The organism is Acinetobacter sp. ANC_7553 (assembly GCF_056779895.1).
In genome coordinates this window covers 61,487-77,682 of sequence record NZ_JBWYIV010000011.1, presented here as the reverse complement: position 1 = coordinate 77,682, position 16,196 = coordinate 61,487, and the positions used below count along the sequence as shown (strand labels likewise).

The 16,196-nt window shown below is 39.1% G+C and carries 12 protein-coding genes; 8 read left to right on the top strand and 4 right to left on the bottom strand.

Annotation, left to right across the window (positions count from 1 at the left end; translation table 11 throughout):
• Window positions 1-56: 56 nt before the first annotated feature.
• Window positions 57-1,199, bottom strand: coding sequence for a cell division protein ZapE (gene zapE / locus AC1M9I_RS10090; RefSeq protein WP_092767765.1), 1,143 nt, complete (start codon window positions 1,197-1,199; stop codon window positions 57-59).
• A gap of 100 nt (window positions 1,200-1,299) precedes the next feature.
• Complete coding sequence (locus tag AC1M9I_RS10085; protein ID WP_092767763.1) at window positions 1,300-2,310, bottom strand: AraC family transcriptional regulator; 1,011 nt, start codon at window positions 2,308-2,310, stop codon at window positions 1,300-1,302.
• Between the two features lie 155 nt (window positions 2,311-2,465).
• Here AC1M9I_RS10085 and AC1M9I_RS10080 point away from each other — a divergent pair, with 155 nt between their 5' ends.
• Window positions 2,466-3,986: a flavin-containing monooxygenase gene (locus AC1M9I_RS10080; protein ID WP_481593680.1), complete on the top strand. Its 1,521-nt coding sequence runs from the start codon at window positions 2,466-2,468 to the stop codon at window positions 3,984-3,986.
• Between the two features lie 35 nt (window positions 3,987-4,021).
• Here AC1M9I_RS10080 and AC1M9I_RS10075 read toward each other — a convergent pair whose 3' ends face one another.
• Window positions 4,022-4,504, bottom strand: coding sequence for a glutathione peroxidase (locus AC1M9I_RS10075; protein WP_035266096.1), 483 nt, complete (start codon window positions 4,502-4,504; stop codon window positions 4,022-4,024).
• Window positions 4,501-4,920, bottom strand: a complete 420-nt coding sequence (gene msrB / locus AC1M9I_RS10070) for a peptide-methionine (R)-S-oxide reductase MsrB (protein WP_035266138.1) — start codon at window positions 4,918-4,920, stop codon at window positions 4,501-4,503. The genes AC1M9I_RS10075 and msrB overlap by 4 nt, the downstream gene beginning before the upstream one ends.
• Window positions 4,921-5,071: 151 nt before the next feature.
• On the opposite strand from msrB, the gene AC1M9I_RS10065 reads away from it, so the two are divergent.
• The 7 genes from AC1M9I_RS10065 to AC1M9I_RS10035 all read left to right on the top strand — a co-directional run bounded on the left by AC1M9I_RS10065 (window position 5,072) and on the right by AC1M9I_RS10035 (window position 16,110).
• Window positions 5,072-6,307, top strand: coding sequence for a pyridoxal phosphate-dependent aminotransferase (locus tag AC1M9I_RS10065; protein WP_481610991.1), 1,236 nt, complete (start codon window positions 5,072-5,074; stop codon window positions 6,305-6,307).
• Window positions 6,308-6,493: 186 nt separating this feature from the next.
• Window positions 6,494-7,552 carry a type II asparaginase gene (locus AC1M9I_RS10060; RefSeq protein WP_481610990.1) on the top strand — a complete coding sequence of 353 codons (1,059 nt, stop codon included), beginning with the start codon at window positions 6,494-6,496 and terminating at the stop codon, window positions 7,550-7,552.
• A gap of 172 nt (window positions 7,553-7,724) precedes the next feature.
• Window positions 7,725-11,303, top strand: coding sequence for a DNA polymerase III subunit alpha (gene dnaE / locus AC1M9I_RS10055; RefSeq protein WP_481610989.1), 3,579 nt, complete (start codon window positions 7,725-7,727; stop codon window positions 11,301-11,303).
• Between the two features lie 13 nt (window positions 11,304-11,316).
• Complete coding sequence (locus AC1M9I_RS10050) at window positions 11,317-12,159, top strand: RNA methyltransferase (RefSeq protein ID WP_035266112.1); 843 nt, start codon at window positions 11,317-11,319, stop codon at window positions 12,157-12,159.
• Window positions 12,152-12,964 carry a serine O-acetyltransferase gene (cysE, locus tag AC1M9I_RS10045; RefSeq protein ID WP_035266113.1) on the top strand — a complete coding sequence of 271 codons (813 nt, stop codon included), beginning with the start codon at window positions 12,152-12,154 and terminating at the stop codon, window positions 12,962-12,964. The genes AC1M9I_RS10050 and cysE overlap by 8 nt, the downstream gene beginning before the upstream one ends.
• Window positions 12,965-13,074: 110 nt before the next feature.
• Window positions 13,075-13,992, top strand: a complete 918-nt coding sequence (locus AC1M9I_RS10040) for an ABUW_2363 family tetratricopeptide repeat lipoprotein (protein ID WP_481610988.1) — start codon at window positions 13,075-13,077, stop codon at window positions 13,990-13,992.
• Window positions 13,993-14,106: 114 nt separating this feature from the next.
• On the top strand, window positions 14,107-16,110 hold the full coding sequence (locus tag AC1M9I_RS10035) for an esterase/lipase family protein (protein WP_481611013.1): 2,004 nt from the start codon (window positions 14,107-14,109) through the stop codon (window positions 16,108-16,110).
• The last annotated feature ends 86 nt before the right edge of the window (window positions 16,111-16,196 follow it).

Genomic DNA, 16,196 nt, shown 5'->3' with positions numbered 1-16,196 from the left:
TCTAAATAAAAAAACCCAAACATCATCTGTTTGGGTTCATTTGTGAATTCTCACATTTATTCAGCGGGCTTATCAATTTGTCGATGCGCAGATTGTAAATAGTCATCTGATTGCATTTCAAGTAAACGTGAACGTGTACGTTCGATTTCAAACGCTAATTTTTCGCCACTATATATATCAATGATACTGGCATGTGAGGTCAGTAATAATTTAACACCACGATCATAGAACTCGTCGACTAAATAAATGAATCGGCGTGTTCCTTCTGATAAATAATCATTCAGATCGGGAACATTACTGACTAGGACAGTGTTATAAGTGTTCGCAATTTCGATAAAGTCCGCAGGACTTCGTGGCTTCATACAGAGTTCAGAAAACTCACACCACAATACATCTTCAGTATGACCAATCGTATCGACATTACGTCCATTAATGATAATCGGTTCTTCACTCACATTTTGAGCACTGGTTAATGCTGAAAAACGTTGTGCCATCCATACCTGATTATCATGGCTTAAAGGTGATTTGAACAATTGCGCTTGTTTCAGTACACGCAAACGATAGTCAACACCTGCATCCACATTCAAAATGACACAGTTCTTTTTTACCATTTCAATCGTTGGAATAAAGCGGTCGCGATGTATGCCGTTCTTGTATAAACCATCTGGTGCAATGTTTGATGTTGCAACAAGTGTAATTCCACGTACAAATAGCTTTTGGAATAAATCACTTAAAATCATCGCATCCGTGACATTTGATACAAAGAATTCATCAAAACAGATCACAACCGCATCTTTGTAAATTTGATCAGCAACGATGTCGAGTGGATTTTGCTGTCCTGAATTTTTATTTAACTCTTTATGCACATATTGCATAAAATGATGGAAATGCATACGCGTCTTACGACGGAATGGTATCGCATCATAAAACTGGTCCATCAACCAAGTTTTTCCACGCCCAACACCACCCCACATATAAACACCCTTAGGGGCTGTTTGACGGCGAAAACGTCGAAACGCTTTTTTAGAAGCTTTATATCGTAAGATCAGTTCTTCCCAAACACGATTAAGTTCATGTACAGCTTGAGCTTGAGCATCATCAGGCATAAATTGTCCTGACGAAATTGCGTGAGCATAACGTTCTGCAGGTGATTGCGGAGTGTGACTTAAACTATTTTGCGAAGAATGAGAATGGAACATAGATATTGATTACTTTTTTAGGCCGTCGGAAGTATAACGAATATTTAAAAAAATGATAAATAACACTTTGGCATATACTATTTGAGCATACATGCTGAGGTCATTTTCCATACTGTCGTGGACTTTGTCCAAACCATCTTTTAAAAGCATGGTTAAATGCTGCAGGTTCTGAATATCCAAGCATTTCAGCTATTACTTCGATCGAATACTCTTTGTACTCAATTAATCGAAGCGCTTTCTCTCGAATGAGTTGCTCCCGTATTTGCTTATAGCTTGTATTCAATTGGTTAAGCTGATGTCGCAAAGTACGCTCTGGAATATTCAAAGCTTGAGCAGTTTCTGCCATTGTTGGAATCTGCCCCGTTTGTAAATCCAAATAATCGTGAATTCTTTGAATCAACTGGTGTTGATTCAATTGTTGCGCATTTAATCTTTCGATCTCAGCATTACATCTTTGTTGGTGGACATTAAATGTGATTTGATCAGCTGAAGGCAACTTCAATTCTAAAATTTCTGCATCAAAAATCAGTCGAAATTTATCATGTTCAAACCGAACTTGCGCACCGAAATAATTCAAATACTTGTTCAAAAAAATGGATTCTTTCGGTCGTGAAAACGGCAATTCAATCTGCACTTCAGGAAAAGGCAATCCTATCATTTTGTAGATATCTTGCACGAATTTAACCGTACCTGAAATTTCACATTGAGCCCTGAACTCATCAACTTCACTTTGTAAATTGAGAGGCTCATAACATAAAGCCGCATAGACACTCGTCTGCTCTAATGTAAGTCTACCCGATAAATGGGTAAGCGCTTGATAGCGTATTCCATTTGTGAGAGCCGCACCGACATTCGGGCTTGTGACCAACAGCATGAGAAGCGGACCATAGCCTGCGAGCGCATAATGTTGACCGACATCTAAACCGAGCAGCGGGTTAACCCCTTTAGCAATAATTCTTTGAATGATTTGTTCTAATTCAGGTTGAATCGTTGAACTCGGATCTAAGGCATCCACCTTTAAACCTACAGCTTCCAATCTTTCGTCCACATTTATTCCGACCTGTCGCATACCCTGTATGAGATACAACAAACCGAGAATCGACCTTTTCATAAAACAGAATTTTAAAATTAAAGTTGCATATGTTTTACCCTAAAAAAAAGGGAAATAATATTGCCGAAAATATCAATATTAAATGTCAATGAAATCATGTCAGTTTTAGTCCAGACTGCTTATGATAGCTTCAAATAATATGAACGAGTATTAAAATGGAAGTTACATCAGATCAGCTAGATACGAATTCAGTCGACTTAACTAAAACGCAATTCATCAAGAAAAATACTAAAATTGCGATTATCGGCGCCGGATTTGGAGGATTAGCCACAGCGATTCAACTTCTTAAACGCGGTATCAAAGATTTTGTTATTCTTGAAAAAGCTACAGATGTAGGTGGTACTTGGCGCGAAAATCAATATCCGGGTGCTGCATGTGATGTGCAGTCTCATATGTATTCGTTATCTTTTGCCCCCAAATCTGATTGGACAAAACGATATGCTGAAGCACCTGAAATTTTCCAATATATTCAAGATCTTATTCAAGAATATGATTTAAAAAAATTTATTCAATTTGATACCGAAGTCATTTCGACACGCTTCGATGAGCAAGCTCATACGTGGGAAATATCCATCAAGAATCAAAGTGCTCTACACAGTCAATTCCTTATTTTTGCCTCTGGTCCATTGCATATTCCTCAAATTCCAAATATTAAAGGAATCGAAAAATTTAAAGGCGAAGTATTCCACTCCTCGTCTTGGAATCATGCTTATGACCTGAATGGTAAACGTGTAGCCAGTATCGGCACAGGTGGAAGTGCAATTCAATATATTCCTGAGATTGCACCAAAAACCAAACAGTTATACGTGTTTCAAAGAACGGCTGCATGGGTAATACCGCGCGATGAACGAGCTTATAATGCTTTAGACAAAAAACTATTTGCCCAATACGACTGGTTTAGAAAATTGCATCGAGCACGCTTATATTGGTCTAACGAATCACGCGTAGTTCCGATTGTAAAACCTCAAATGATGCGACTGGGTCAAAAACTTGCAGAAGCTTTCATTCGCTTCCAAGTCAAAGATAAAGAAATAGCAAAAAAACTGACACCAGATTACACCATGGGGTGTAAAAGAATTTTGGTATCAAATCGATATTTCCCAACATTTAATCGCAAGAATGTAGAGCTCGTGACGGACAGCATTCAAGAAATTACTGAAAATGCGATTGTTACCAAAGATGGTCAAGTACGAGAAATAGATTGCTTAATTTACGGTACTGGTTTTATTACTGATCCACGAATTTATTTAAAAGATTTTAAATGTTATGGCGAAAATGGTATTGAGTTGAAAGAAGCATGGAAAGAGGGTGCTGAAAGCTACTATGGAATTTCTACCAAAGGATTTCCAAATCTCTTTCAACTTTTAGGCCCGAATACTGTTTTAGGTCATAACTCTGTAATTTTTATGATCGAATCTCAAGTGAATTATATTCTACAATTGATTGAAGCTGTCGAAAAATCCAAGACTAAAGCAATTGTGGTCAAAGATGGAGTTCAAGAAGAATTCAACCGTAAAATCCAAGAAAAATTTGCAGGCACAGTTTGGCAATCTGGCTGTGTGAGTTGGTATCAGCAAGAAGGCGGAAAGAATTTTTCACTTTGGCCGAGTTATACATGGAAGTATTGGCTAGAAACCAAAAATGCAAATCTAGCCGATTATCGTTTCTTAAATTAAATGAAAAAAAAATCAGCTCAATTGAGCTGATTTTTTTACTGAGCCAGCGCTTTTTGAATATCATCTTCAATGCTTTCTGGTTTAGTTGTAGGTGCATATCGATTAAGCACTTTGCCATCTTTTCCAATCAAAAATTTGGTAAAGTTCCACTTAATTCCACTTCCTAAAATGCCTTTGCTGTTGTTGGTGAGATACCGAAAAATCACATGGGCTTCAGGACCTTTTACATCCACTTTAGCGAACATCGGAAAGGATACACCGTAATTTCTCTGGCAAAAACTACCAATTTCTTCGTGCGTACCCGGATCTTGCCCACCAAATTGATTGCACGGAAATCCTAATACCTCAAAACCTTGATCTTTATACTTTTCATACAGCGCTTCCAACCCTGCAAATTGTGGCGTAAATCCACATTTGCTGGCTGTGTTGACTATCAATAGCACTTTACCTTCATAGTCCGAAAATTGCTTATTTTCCCCTTCTAGCAATTCTGCCTCAAATTGATAAATATTGGTCATGGATAGGTTTCCTCATCATTTTTTTCTTGGGTTTTTAATTCTAATGAAGCTGAGTTTACACAATAACGAAGACCTGTAGGTTCAGGTCCATCCTCAAAAACATGACCTAGATGTGCGTCACAATGATGACAAACAATCTCAGTACGAATCATGCCATGTGAGTGATCGTCATGTTCTTCAATGACTGTTTGGTTGATTGGACGATAAAAACTAGGCCATCCACAACCACTGTCATATTTGGTTTCTGAAGTAAATAAAGGTTCGCCACAGCAACGACAAACATAAGTTCCTTCTTGTTTGGTATTCCAATATCGCCCTGTGAAAGCAGGCTCAGTTCCCTTTTGACGGGTAATGCGATACTCCTCTGGTGATAACTCTCTTTGCCATTCTCGGTCTGTTTTATTGAGTTTTCCCATGATTAACTCCTTTAAATCTTTGACATTCAATGTCATGCTTCAGTACCTTCATATTTACGCTAGAGCTTGAAAAATTTCTAGCTAAATTTCTACATAGATTGTGATATTTAGTAATCTATTTTTATTCACTCAAAAATAATTGGATGGGAATATGTCCGTTTTAGGTAACACTACTCCACGCGAAATTAAGAAATCGTCTAAGCTCGAGCATGTATGCTATGACATTCGTGGACCTGTGTTACGCGCCGCCAACGAAATGGAAGAAGCCGGACATAAGATAATTAAACTCAATATCGGCAACCCAGCGCCCTTCGGTTTTGAAGCACCTCAAGAAATTATCAATGATGTTGCGTTGAACTTACCAAATGCAATCGGCTATACAGACTCAAAAGGGATTTTCCCTGCCCGCAAAGCGGTTTGTCAGTATTATCAACAAAAAGGTATTTTCAATATGCATGTCAATGACGTGTATATTGGGAATGGTGTTTCTGAGCTGATTGTAATGGCTATGCAAGGCCTGTTAGATGACGGCGATGAAATGCTGGTACCAATGCCAGATTATCCATTATGGACTGCTGCCGTTAATCTTTCTGGTGGTACAGCAATTCATTATAAATGTAATGAAGAAGATAATTGGTATCCTGATATTCAGGATATGGAAAACAAAATTACGCCTAATACTCGTGGGATCGTGATTATCAATCCGAACAACCCAACGGGTGCTGTTTATCCACGCCATGTCTTAGAAAAAATTGTCGCTCTTGCAAAAAAATATGACCTGATTTTATTTGCTGATGAGATCTACGATAAGATCGTTTACGATGGAATCGAACATGTATCGGTCGCTGCCCTTGCGGGTAATCAACTGTGTATTTCATTTAACGGATTATCTAAATCCTATCGAATTGCTGGATACCGTTCAGGCTGGATGGCAATTACGGGTGATAAGACTCGTGCGGCAGATTATATTGAAGGTCTAGATATGCTCGCGTCAATGCGCCTGTGTGCTAACCATCAAGCTCAATACGCTATTCAAACTGCATTGGGTGGCTACCAGTCTATCAACGATTTAATTCGTCCAGGTGGTCGTTTGTATGAGCAACGCAATATTGCTTGGCAAATGTTGAATGAAATCCCAGGTGTAAGTTGCGTTAAACCTGAAGGTGCAATGTATTGTTTCCCTAAACTTGATCCTGTAGTTTATCCGATTCAGGATGATGAACAGTTTATGCTTGACTTCCTCAAAGCAGAAAAAGTGTTATTGGTACAAGGCACAGGATTCAACTGGCCTACGCCTGATCATTTCCGTGTGGTGTTCTTGCCTGCTGAAAATGAACTTCGTGAAGCGATTAACCGTTTAGGAAGATTCTTGGCGAAAATGCGTTAATTCAGTCGTTTTATGTGAATGATGTATTTAAAACCCCCAGATTTCAATCTGGGGGTTTTATATTTAATATTTTGATTATTTCATGATATTAATTTCATTTTGATTATATACAAGCACCCTTCTTTTCCTTTATCGTGATTAAGCATTATCCATGCACAATACTATAAAAAACATTTAGGAAAAAAGATGAAAAAGACGCTAACCGCACTGACTCTATCGATTGGCTTGTTATTACCCCTAACGAGCTTTGCTAAAAATAACGTTGTTGTCGTTGCAACTGGGGGAACGATTGCGGGTGCTGGTGCAAGCTCAACCAACAGCGCCACTTACACTGCCGCAAAAGTTCCAGTGGATGACTTACTGAATGCCGTTCCTCAAATTAAAGATTTAGCCAATGTGAGCGGCGTACAAGCAATCCAGGTTGCTTCTGAAAGCATTACAGACAAAGAATTACTTTCCCTTGCCCGCCAAGTCAATGATTTGGTTAAAAAGTCAGATGTAAATGGCGTTGTAATTACACATGGTACAGATACCTTAGAAGAAACCGCTTTTTTTCTTAATCTAGTCGTACAAACGGAAAAACCTATTGTTGTTGTCGGCTCAATGCGCCCATCGACGGCTTTATCTGCGGATGGCCCACTAAATTTATATAGTGCAGTTGCTCTGGCAGCAGACCCGAGTGCAAAAAATAAGGGGGTGTTCGTCCTTATGAACGATAGTATTTTTGCAGCTCGAGATGTGACTAAAGGCATTAATATTCATACTAATGCCTTTGTAAGCCAATGGGGAGCTTTAGGGACGTTGGTAGAATCTAAACCTTATTGGTTCCGAAGTTCTGTTAAGCGATTTAATCAGCGGTCAGAATTTAATATCGAGAATATTAAGGGTGATACACTCCCATTAGTTCAAATTGTCTATGGCTCTGGCAACATGATTCCTGATGCTTATCAAGCGTATGCCAATGCTGGGGTTAAAGCCATTGTCCATGCAGGTACAGGAAACGGTTCAGTCGCGAAAAATATTGTTCCCACGCTGAATCAACTTCAGCAAAGTGGTATACAAATTGTACGTTCTTCACGAGTGCCACAAGGATTCGTTCTCCGTAATGCCGAACAGCCAGATGACAAATATGGTTGGGTAGTTGCACATGACTTCAACCCTCAAAAAGCTAAAATTTTAACCGCGCTTGCTTTAACCAAAACCAAAGATGCAAAAGAAATACAACGCATGTTCTGGGAATATTAAGCCCAATTTTCATGTTATAAAAAAGTGCCGAATGGCACTTTTTTGATTGATATAAAATCGCCTTTATTCAAATCGAAGATAATTTGTGCGAATCATATAAAATATCGTGGATTCTCAGTTCTAAATCACTTTGCATGATAAAATACGCTCTGCTCTTGTAAAGGACTCATCTATGCAGTTTGTTCATCTCGGTGTTCATACAGAATTTTCTATTACTGAATCAATCGTACGTATACCTGATCTAATGAAGTCTGCTGTACAGGATTCTATGCCTGCACTCGCGATGACAGATTTATCGAACTTACATGCAGCAGTGAAGTTTTATACCTCGTGTCTTAAAAAAGGGATTAAACCTATTTTAGGAAGTGTGATTCGTTTGAATGATGAATCACATCGTATGACTTTACTGGCGATGAATAATGAGGGTTGGCGTAGTTTAACTGAAGTAGTATCGCGCGGCTTTATTGAAGGACAACAACTCAGTATCCCGTGTGTAAAAAAAGAATGGGTGTTAGAACAAGCGCCGGGCATGATTGCACTTTTAGGGATTAAAAGTGATGTTGGAGAAATGCTGTGTTCAAGTAGCCCTGAAAAAGCTGAACCCTTACTTGAAGCTTGGATCGAAAAATTTGGCAATCGTGTTTATTTAGCACTCACGCGTACCAATCGCCCACAAGAAGAAGATTTTATTATTGAAGCTGTTAAATTAGCCGCAAAATATCAAATCGGTGTTGTCGCTCATAATGATGTTCATTTTATTAGAGAAGAAGACTTTGAAGCCCATGAAGCGCGCGTCTGCATCGCAGATGGCTATGTTTTAGGTGATAATCGTCGTCCACGTACTTACAGCCCTGAGCAATATTTCAAAACAACAGCGCAAATGGTGGAGTTATTTGCTGATATCCCCAGTGCTATTCAAAATACAGTTGAAATTGCTAAACGCTGTAATGTGACACTTCGCTTAGGTAAATACTTTTTACCTGACTATCCAATTCCTGAAGGTCATACAATTGATACCTTCTTTGCCCATTTGTCTAAAGAAGGATTAGAAGAACGTCTTAATCACCTTTATCCTGTGGAGAAACGTGGAGAAGACTGGCCTGAAATTCGCAAAGAATATGACGATCGTTTAGATTTTGAAATCAAGATCATTAACTCGATGGGATTCCCAGGTTACTTCTTGATTGTCATGGACTTCATTCAGTGGTCCAAGAACAATGGCGTACCTGTAGGCCCGGGTCGTGGTTCAGGTGCAGGCTCATTAGTTGCATACAGTTTAAAAATTACAGATTTAGATCCACTGCCATACGGACTTCTTTTCGAACGTTTCTTAAATCCTGAACGTGTTTCGATGCCAGACTTTGACGTGGATTTTTGTATCGCAGGTCGAGATCGTGTAATTGATTATGTAGCACGAACTTATGGGCGTGATGCTGTATCTCAAATTGCAACATTTGGTACGATGGCAGCGAAAGGCGCAATTCGTGATGTTGCACGAGTTTTAGGTAAGTCTTACGGCTTAGCAGATCGTATTTCTAAAATGATCCCGACTAAACCTTTAGGTTTAAGTTTAGAAGAATCTTTAGAAGCAGAACCACAACTTAAAGATATTGTAACCAACCCATCCAACCCAGATTATGAAGATGCTTCAGAAATCTGGGAAATGGCGCTTAAACTTGAAGGAATAACGCGTAACACTGGTAAGCACGCAGGTGGTGTTGTAATCGCACCGACCAAGATTACGGACTTCTCAGCTGTACTGTGTGAAGAAGATGGTACTGGTCGTGTCGCTCAATTTGATAAAGACGATGTTGAAGCGGCAGGACTTGTTAAATTTGACTTCTTGGGGTTGCGAAATCTTACTGTAATTGAAGATGCTATTCAGCACATTAACCAACGATTAAAGTTTGATATACCTCTAAAGATTGAAAATATTCCGCTGAATGACAAAGCAGCGTATTCAATATTTGCCGAAGCAAATACCACTGCGGTATTCCAATTTGAATCCGTGGGCATGAAAAAAATGCTCAAGGAAGCACGCCCAAGTAAATTTGAAGAAATTATTGCCTTCGTGTCATTGTACCGCCCGGGCCCAATGGATCTAATTCCAGACTTTATTCATCGGATGCATGGTGGAGAGTTCGAATACTTACATCCCCTATTAGAAGGTGTCTTAGAACCTACCTATGGGATTATGGTATATCAAGAACAGGTTATGCAAGCAGCTCAGTATTGTGCAGGATATAGTCTAGGTGGTGCGGACTTACTTCGTCGTGCGATGGGTAAAAAGAAACCTGAAGAGATGGTTAAACAACGCCAAATCTTTATTGAAGGTGCTGCAAAAAAAGATATCGATGAGCAAACGGCGAACCATATCTTTGACTATATGGAAAAATTTGCAGGCTATGGTTTCAACAAGTCACATGCTGCAGCCTATGCATTGGTGGCTTATCAGACGGCTTGGTTAAAAGCACACTATCCTTCTGAGTTTATGTCCGCTGTACTGACTTCGGAAATGCAAAACACAGACAGTATTGTATTTTTGATTGATGACTGTCGTAACAATGGTCTCGATGTGTTACCACCTTCCGTCAATATGTCGATTTATCAATTCCATGCAATTGATGAAAAAACCATTGTATATGGTCTAGGTGCAATCAAGGGTGTTGGTGAAGCAGCAATGCAATCTGTCATTGATTCACGTAAGCAACTTGGACCTTATAAAGATTTATTTGATTTCTGCCATCGTATTGATCTGAAGAAAATTAATAAACGTACACTTGAAGCTTTGATTCGCTCAGGTGCATTAGATTGTCTCGGACTTGAACGCGCGACTTTAATGGCTCAATTGCCTGAAGCTGTACAAGCTGCCGAACAAGCTCGTTCAAATCGTGAAACTGGCATTATGGATTTATTTGGTGAAGTTGAAGAAGTTCAACGTAAACCTACTAAACCTGTAAAACCTTGGTCTGATGAAGTCCGTTTAAAAGGTGAAAAAGACACCTTAGGTTTATACTTAACGGGACACCCGATTGATGTGTATCGCCCCGAGTTAAAAGCATTTATTTCTAACAAAATTAATGAGCTGACTCCAACACGTCGTGGTGTGACTACAGTATTTGCCGGCTTGGTTGTGGATGTCGCAAATTTCCCTAACCGCATGATGATCACACTCGATGATGGTACTGCTCGAATTGAAGTCTCAGCAAATCATGAACGCTTCCAACGTTTTAAAGATATTATTGTGAATGAAAGAGTGATTGTGATTGAAGGTGAAATTTATGAACGTGAAGGCTTCGATCGTCCGATGGGACGCCTTACTAAGGCGTTTACATTAAACGAAATTCGTCAAAAACGTGCGAATCACATCCTCATCAAATTACAACCTGAGCATATTCAGCCAAATCTTGGTCAAGAGCTTTCACAGATCATTCAACCATTTTGTAATGTAGATATGTGTCAGCATGTGCCATTACAGGTACAACTCGACTTTCCATATGCAACGGCTGATTTTCATTTACCACCGCAATGGAATGTCGCACCACTCGATGACTTATTGTTCAAACTGCGCGACTATTTTGGTAAAGAGGCCTTACATGTGGAGTATCATGTTAAATCAAAAGCTGCTCGTTCCCACGTCGCAGAACCAAAATCAGAACCAGTCATCACATCACATGTCTCTCCACCTGACCAGATCAGTATGGATGAAGCAATGGATCAATACATGACGGAATTCAGTCAATACTCTTAATTTTGGAAGATTTATGAATTTAATTGATAATGCTGCTGTCTCAGCGCATTTGTCTCATGTGCGTATTGTTATGGTGAATACTACCCTGCCTGCGAATATCGGTAGCGCACTTAGAGCAATGAAAACCATGGGGCTTTCAAAATTGGTTTTAGTTGCACCTAAAACTTATCCTCATCCTGATATTGATGCACTTGCAGCTGGTGCAACCGATTTAATTGATCAAATTCAGATTGTAGAAACGCTTGAAGAAGCCATCGCAGATTGTCATTTAGTCTTTGGTACAAGTGCTCGTAGCCGAACTATTCCATGGCCTTTATTAGATGCTCGACCTGCTGCTGATAAATCTATGCAAGCTGTGATCAAAGAACAACAAGAAATAGCCGTAATATTTGGGCGTGAAGATCGCGGATTAACCAATGAAGAATTGGCTATGGCGAATTACCATGTGACCATCCCTGTGAATACAGACTATGGCGTACTCAATGTCGCTCAAGCCATTCAAATTATTTGCTATGAAATGCGAATGGCGACCACGGCTCTCATGGAACAAGTTGAAGATCCTCAAGCAGTTATGAAAGTGACTGATGAAGACTCTATGCATTGGGATGAGCCGTTGGTAACACATCAACAGATGGAACAATTTTATCCTCATTTTGAGAAAATGTTACACGAAATCGAGTTTTTAGACCCAGAAAATCCACGATTATTGCCTTTACGCTTGCGTCGCTTATTCGGACGTATACAATTAGATCGTATGGAGTACCATCTTCTTAGAGGTATTTTTAGTCGTGTTCAGGCATTGAACAATGGCACATGGAAAAAGTCAGATTCTAAAGAGAAATCAAAAGATGCTTAAACAGCTTAAAGAAGATATTCAAGCTGTGTTTGCCCGCGATCCTGCGGCGCGCAACACATTTGAAGTTTTAACCACTTATCCAGGAATTCACGCACTGATTATGCATCGTGTTGCGCATGAGCTTTGGAAAAAAGAGTGTAAAACTTCAGCCCGCATGCTGTCTTCTTTTAGTCGTTTTGCAACTGGTATCGAAATACACCCAGGTGCCAAAATTGGCAAACGTTTTTTTATAGATCACGGTATGGGTGTGGTCATTGGGGAAACAGCTGAAATTGGTGATGATGTGACGCTCTATCATGGCGTGACATTAGGTGGCACCACTTGGAATAAAGGCAAACGTCACCCAACGTTAGAAGATGGCGTAGTCGTTGGCGCAGGTGCGAAAATTTTGGGACCATTTACCGTACATAAAAATGCGAAAGTGGGTTCAAATGCTGTGGTCACCAAAGAAGTCCCTGAAGGGGCTACTGCCGTAGGTAATCCAGCGCGATTTATTATTAAAAATCAGCAAAAAGATTTGGACAAAGAATCAGAACGACGCAATTATGCAGAAAGCATCGGTTTTCAGCCTTACGCGACAACCCAAGATCAATCTGATCCAATGTTAGAAGGTATGCGGGTATTATTGGATCGTATACAGCACAATGAAAAGCGCATGAACACTCTATGTCAGCGACTTTCATTACTTGATCCAACATTTAATAACGCTCAAAGTAATGGACAACCATTTAGTGCTGAAGAGTTAAAAATCATTGACGAAGTTCGTCGTGAGTGCGAAGCTCAAACTGCACAATCAAAAGCTTAATGTATAAGTTTGACTAAGTTAGGTGAATCTGAGTTGCATGTTGTTTCGACTTTTCATAGACTCAGATACAACCTGAACTAGAATTTAAAAACATAATATTGGAAGAAAATATGACGATTAAGCCCCTCATTGCCACCATGATCGCTGTTTCATTATTGAGTGCTTGTAGCTCTCCAGCAGTAAAAAAACAATCTAAAACAAACGATCCGATCGTCTTTTCTGAGCCTGATTTAAGTGCACCATTTTATGCATTAAATCCTTTTAATTATAGCCAACCACCAGTATTCGAGCTTGAACTAAAAAAAGCTGCTGCTGCACCACTTCAAAAACTTGAGGTGACTGATCCAAATAATCCAAACAGGAAGATGATCCTCGAACAAAACAAATTAATCGTACCGACTGTGAATAGTTCACAACGTGCGATGAAATACACGGTTTTAGCGGGTCAACATGAAATCGATATTACAGAAATTGATGACTTCCTTCAGATGGTTGAAGGTAAAGCACGTCACTATCCTCCTCGCTTTACTGATCGTCAAGAACGTCGTGGTTTTGAAGCTAAATTACGTGAAGTTTCAGCTCAACTAGATACTTTAGCAGCGAAAGATAACGCGTCATTCGATATCTTAATTCGTGCATTTAAAGCAAGTATATTGGGTCGTAACCTTGATCTTGGTTCTGCTTATACCACTAAATCATTAAAATATGCACAACAAATCCTGAAGATCAACAAAGAAGACGCTGAAGCGAACTTCTGGTTTGGTTTCTCTTTGTCTGAAGGTGGTGGTCAAAAAGAAGCTATTCTATATATCGACAAGGCCATCAAAGCAGGTGTTCAAGAAGCATATCTCGTAGCTGTTAATAACTACCTCGCATTGAGCCAAAAGAAAAATGCAATCACAACTTTAAAAAATTACAAAGTGAAATATCCAGAAGAAACTGAAGTTGCTGACCGCTTGATTCAAGAAATTGAGAAACAAGGTCGCTACAATGTTTGGCAGATTTTAAACAATCCTGCGAAATCATAATCTTATTTCAAAAAAAATAGACTGATTATTCAGTCTATTTTTTTAGCACTTATTTTTATATCCCTAAAAATAACGTATGCTCAGCGTTAATGATTCATGCTGACAGTTGAAAATATGTTTATGATGAACAATAAATACATCGGCGTCCTACTGCTCGCAACACCACTATTTATGACAGGTTGCCAAGTCGTCAGTGTAAAAAATCAAGCGCTTAATGTCTCGATCGCGAATGAACGAGATAGCATATTAACGCGTAAAAAAATGAGTGAAGCGAGTCTGAATGTCCTCTCCATGACAGGCAGTGAGGCTGAAAGTTGTTCTAATGATCCAGATAAATGCGTATCTGATCTAAAAAAAATAAAACAAATTCAAGATGAACAACTTTATTCAACTGCAAGTGAAGCATATTTGACACGGGCATTAGCCCTCAGTAATTCTTCTGCTTGTAATACCAGTTTAATTAATAAATATCAGTCAGAAGAAAAGAAAAAAATTCATCAAGAAAACTATAGTCAATGTCTTGACCAACAGTTAGCAATGCTTGATAAAAGTATTCGTTATAGTTATGCCTATCTATTCAAGACAAAACGCCAACCAAGCGACCGTATTTTCGATAATAGACAAGTTCAAATACGAGATTTCTACAATCAAGCCTTGGCGAAAATGGTGATGACCTATGGTATGCGCTATACGGGTGAAAAAGTACCCAAACAAATAAAAATTGGTGAAAGCATTTATACCATCAACTATGACCATTACCCTCAGATTGCTAATCAAAAATTAGATAGCCTGCTTTCAAGCTACAATCTCAATTTTAGTGGCTTGCGTTCGATTAACCGTCGGGATGGTTTCGGTGCGGAATTTGTCGCAACGCTTCCAGCGCCAGAGCGAAATAGCGATTCAGGTAAATATATTGTAGATCCATTAAATCACGCTTATAAAAATGGTCGTAATCCTAACATTCATCCACCACGTTATCTTTCAGTCACGATGACCGCTGAGCCTGCGCGTCAAAGTAATGTAGAGGATATTCTGAATGACCCGCATTTCACCCTGAATATTTATGATCCTTATGGATTAGATCAATTAAAAGTAGGTGGAAAAGTTTATCCTTTAGCTGCGAATTACTCTGCACCTTATGGTTTGTGGCTTGCCGAAAATAACTTAGGTGCTGCTGCATATTTGAGTTTGATTGATCGTGACAATACAATCACAATGCCCCATCTCTTTATGCTCGAACCCTATAATCCAAACAAAAAAATTATTGTTTTAGTGCATGGACTTGCAAGCAGTCCAGAAGCCTGGATTGCATTAACCAATGACATTATGGGAGATAATGTTCTAAGAGAGCATTATCAAGTTTGGCAAGTATTTTACTCAACCAATATGCCAATTTTAGAAAGTCGCTTTCAAGTGAATGCGATCATTCAACAAGCATTTAATTCACTTGATCAATCTACGGCATCAGCTAAAGATGCAGTTCTGATTGGACATAGTATGGGTGGTATTATTTCAAGATTATTGGTGAGCCAAGCTGATTTAACACAACCTGCATTGTCTCAATTAAAAAATTCTCAAATTAGCCGCTTTAAGAATGAACCTTTATTTAAAGCTCGTTTACAAATCAAACCTGTGCCACAGTTTAATCGTGCTATTTTCTTAGCAGCACCGCATAGAGGTACAGATTATGCTGATCGTTGGTTTACACGAGCTGCGCGTAAAGTGATCAAGTTGCCAGGTGCATTTTTGGGTGCATTTGCTGAATCGCTCTCAGATAAAGATATTAATATTAAACATTTTGTCAAAGACTTAGGTCATGGATTGATTCAAAATGGTCCGAGTGATCTGAGTCACAACTCTCCTTTCACCAAATTAACCTCACCTGTGACGCCAATTAAAGGATTTAAATTTCACTCCATCATGGGGAATGTGACTGAGAGTAAAGATCCTACTGTTATGTCAGATGGGATCGTGCCTTATCAGAGTGCGCATCTTAAAGGGGCACAATCTGAGATTATTATCAAAGGTGGTCACTCAATTCAGGAAACGCCTGAAGCTGTGTTGGAATTAAGACGAATCCTCAGACTTCATTTGACAGAGCTTGGAATTGCCAAATAACGATTTCCTTTAGCTTTTATCGGCCGATGTATCAAAGATGCATCGGCTTTTTGTTTTTATAGTCCCAAATGACGACTTTTGAATCC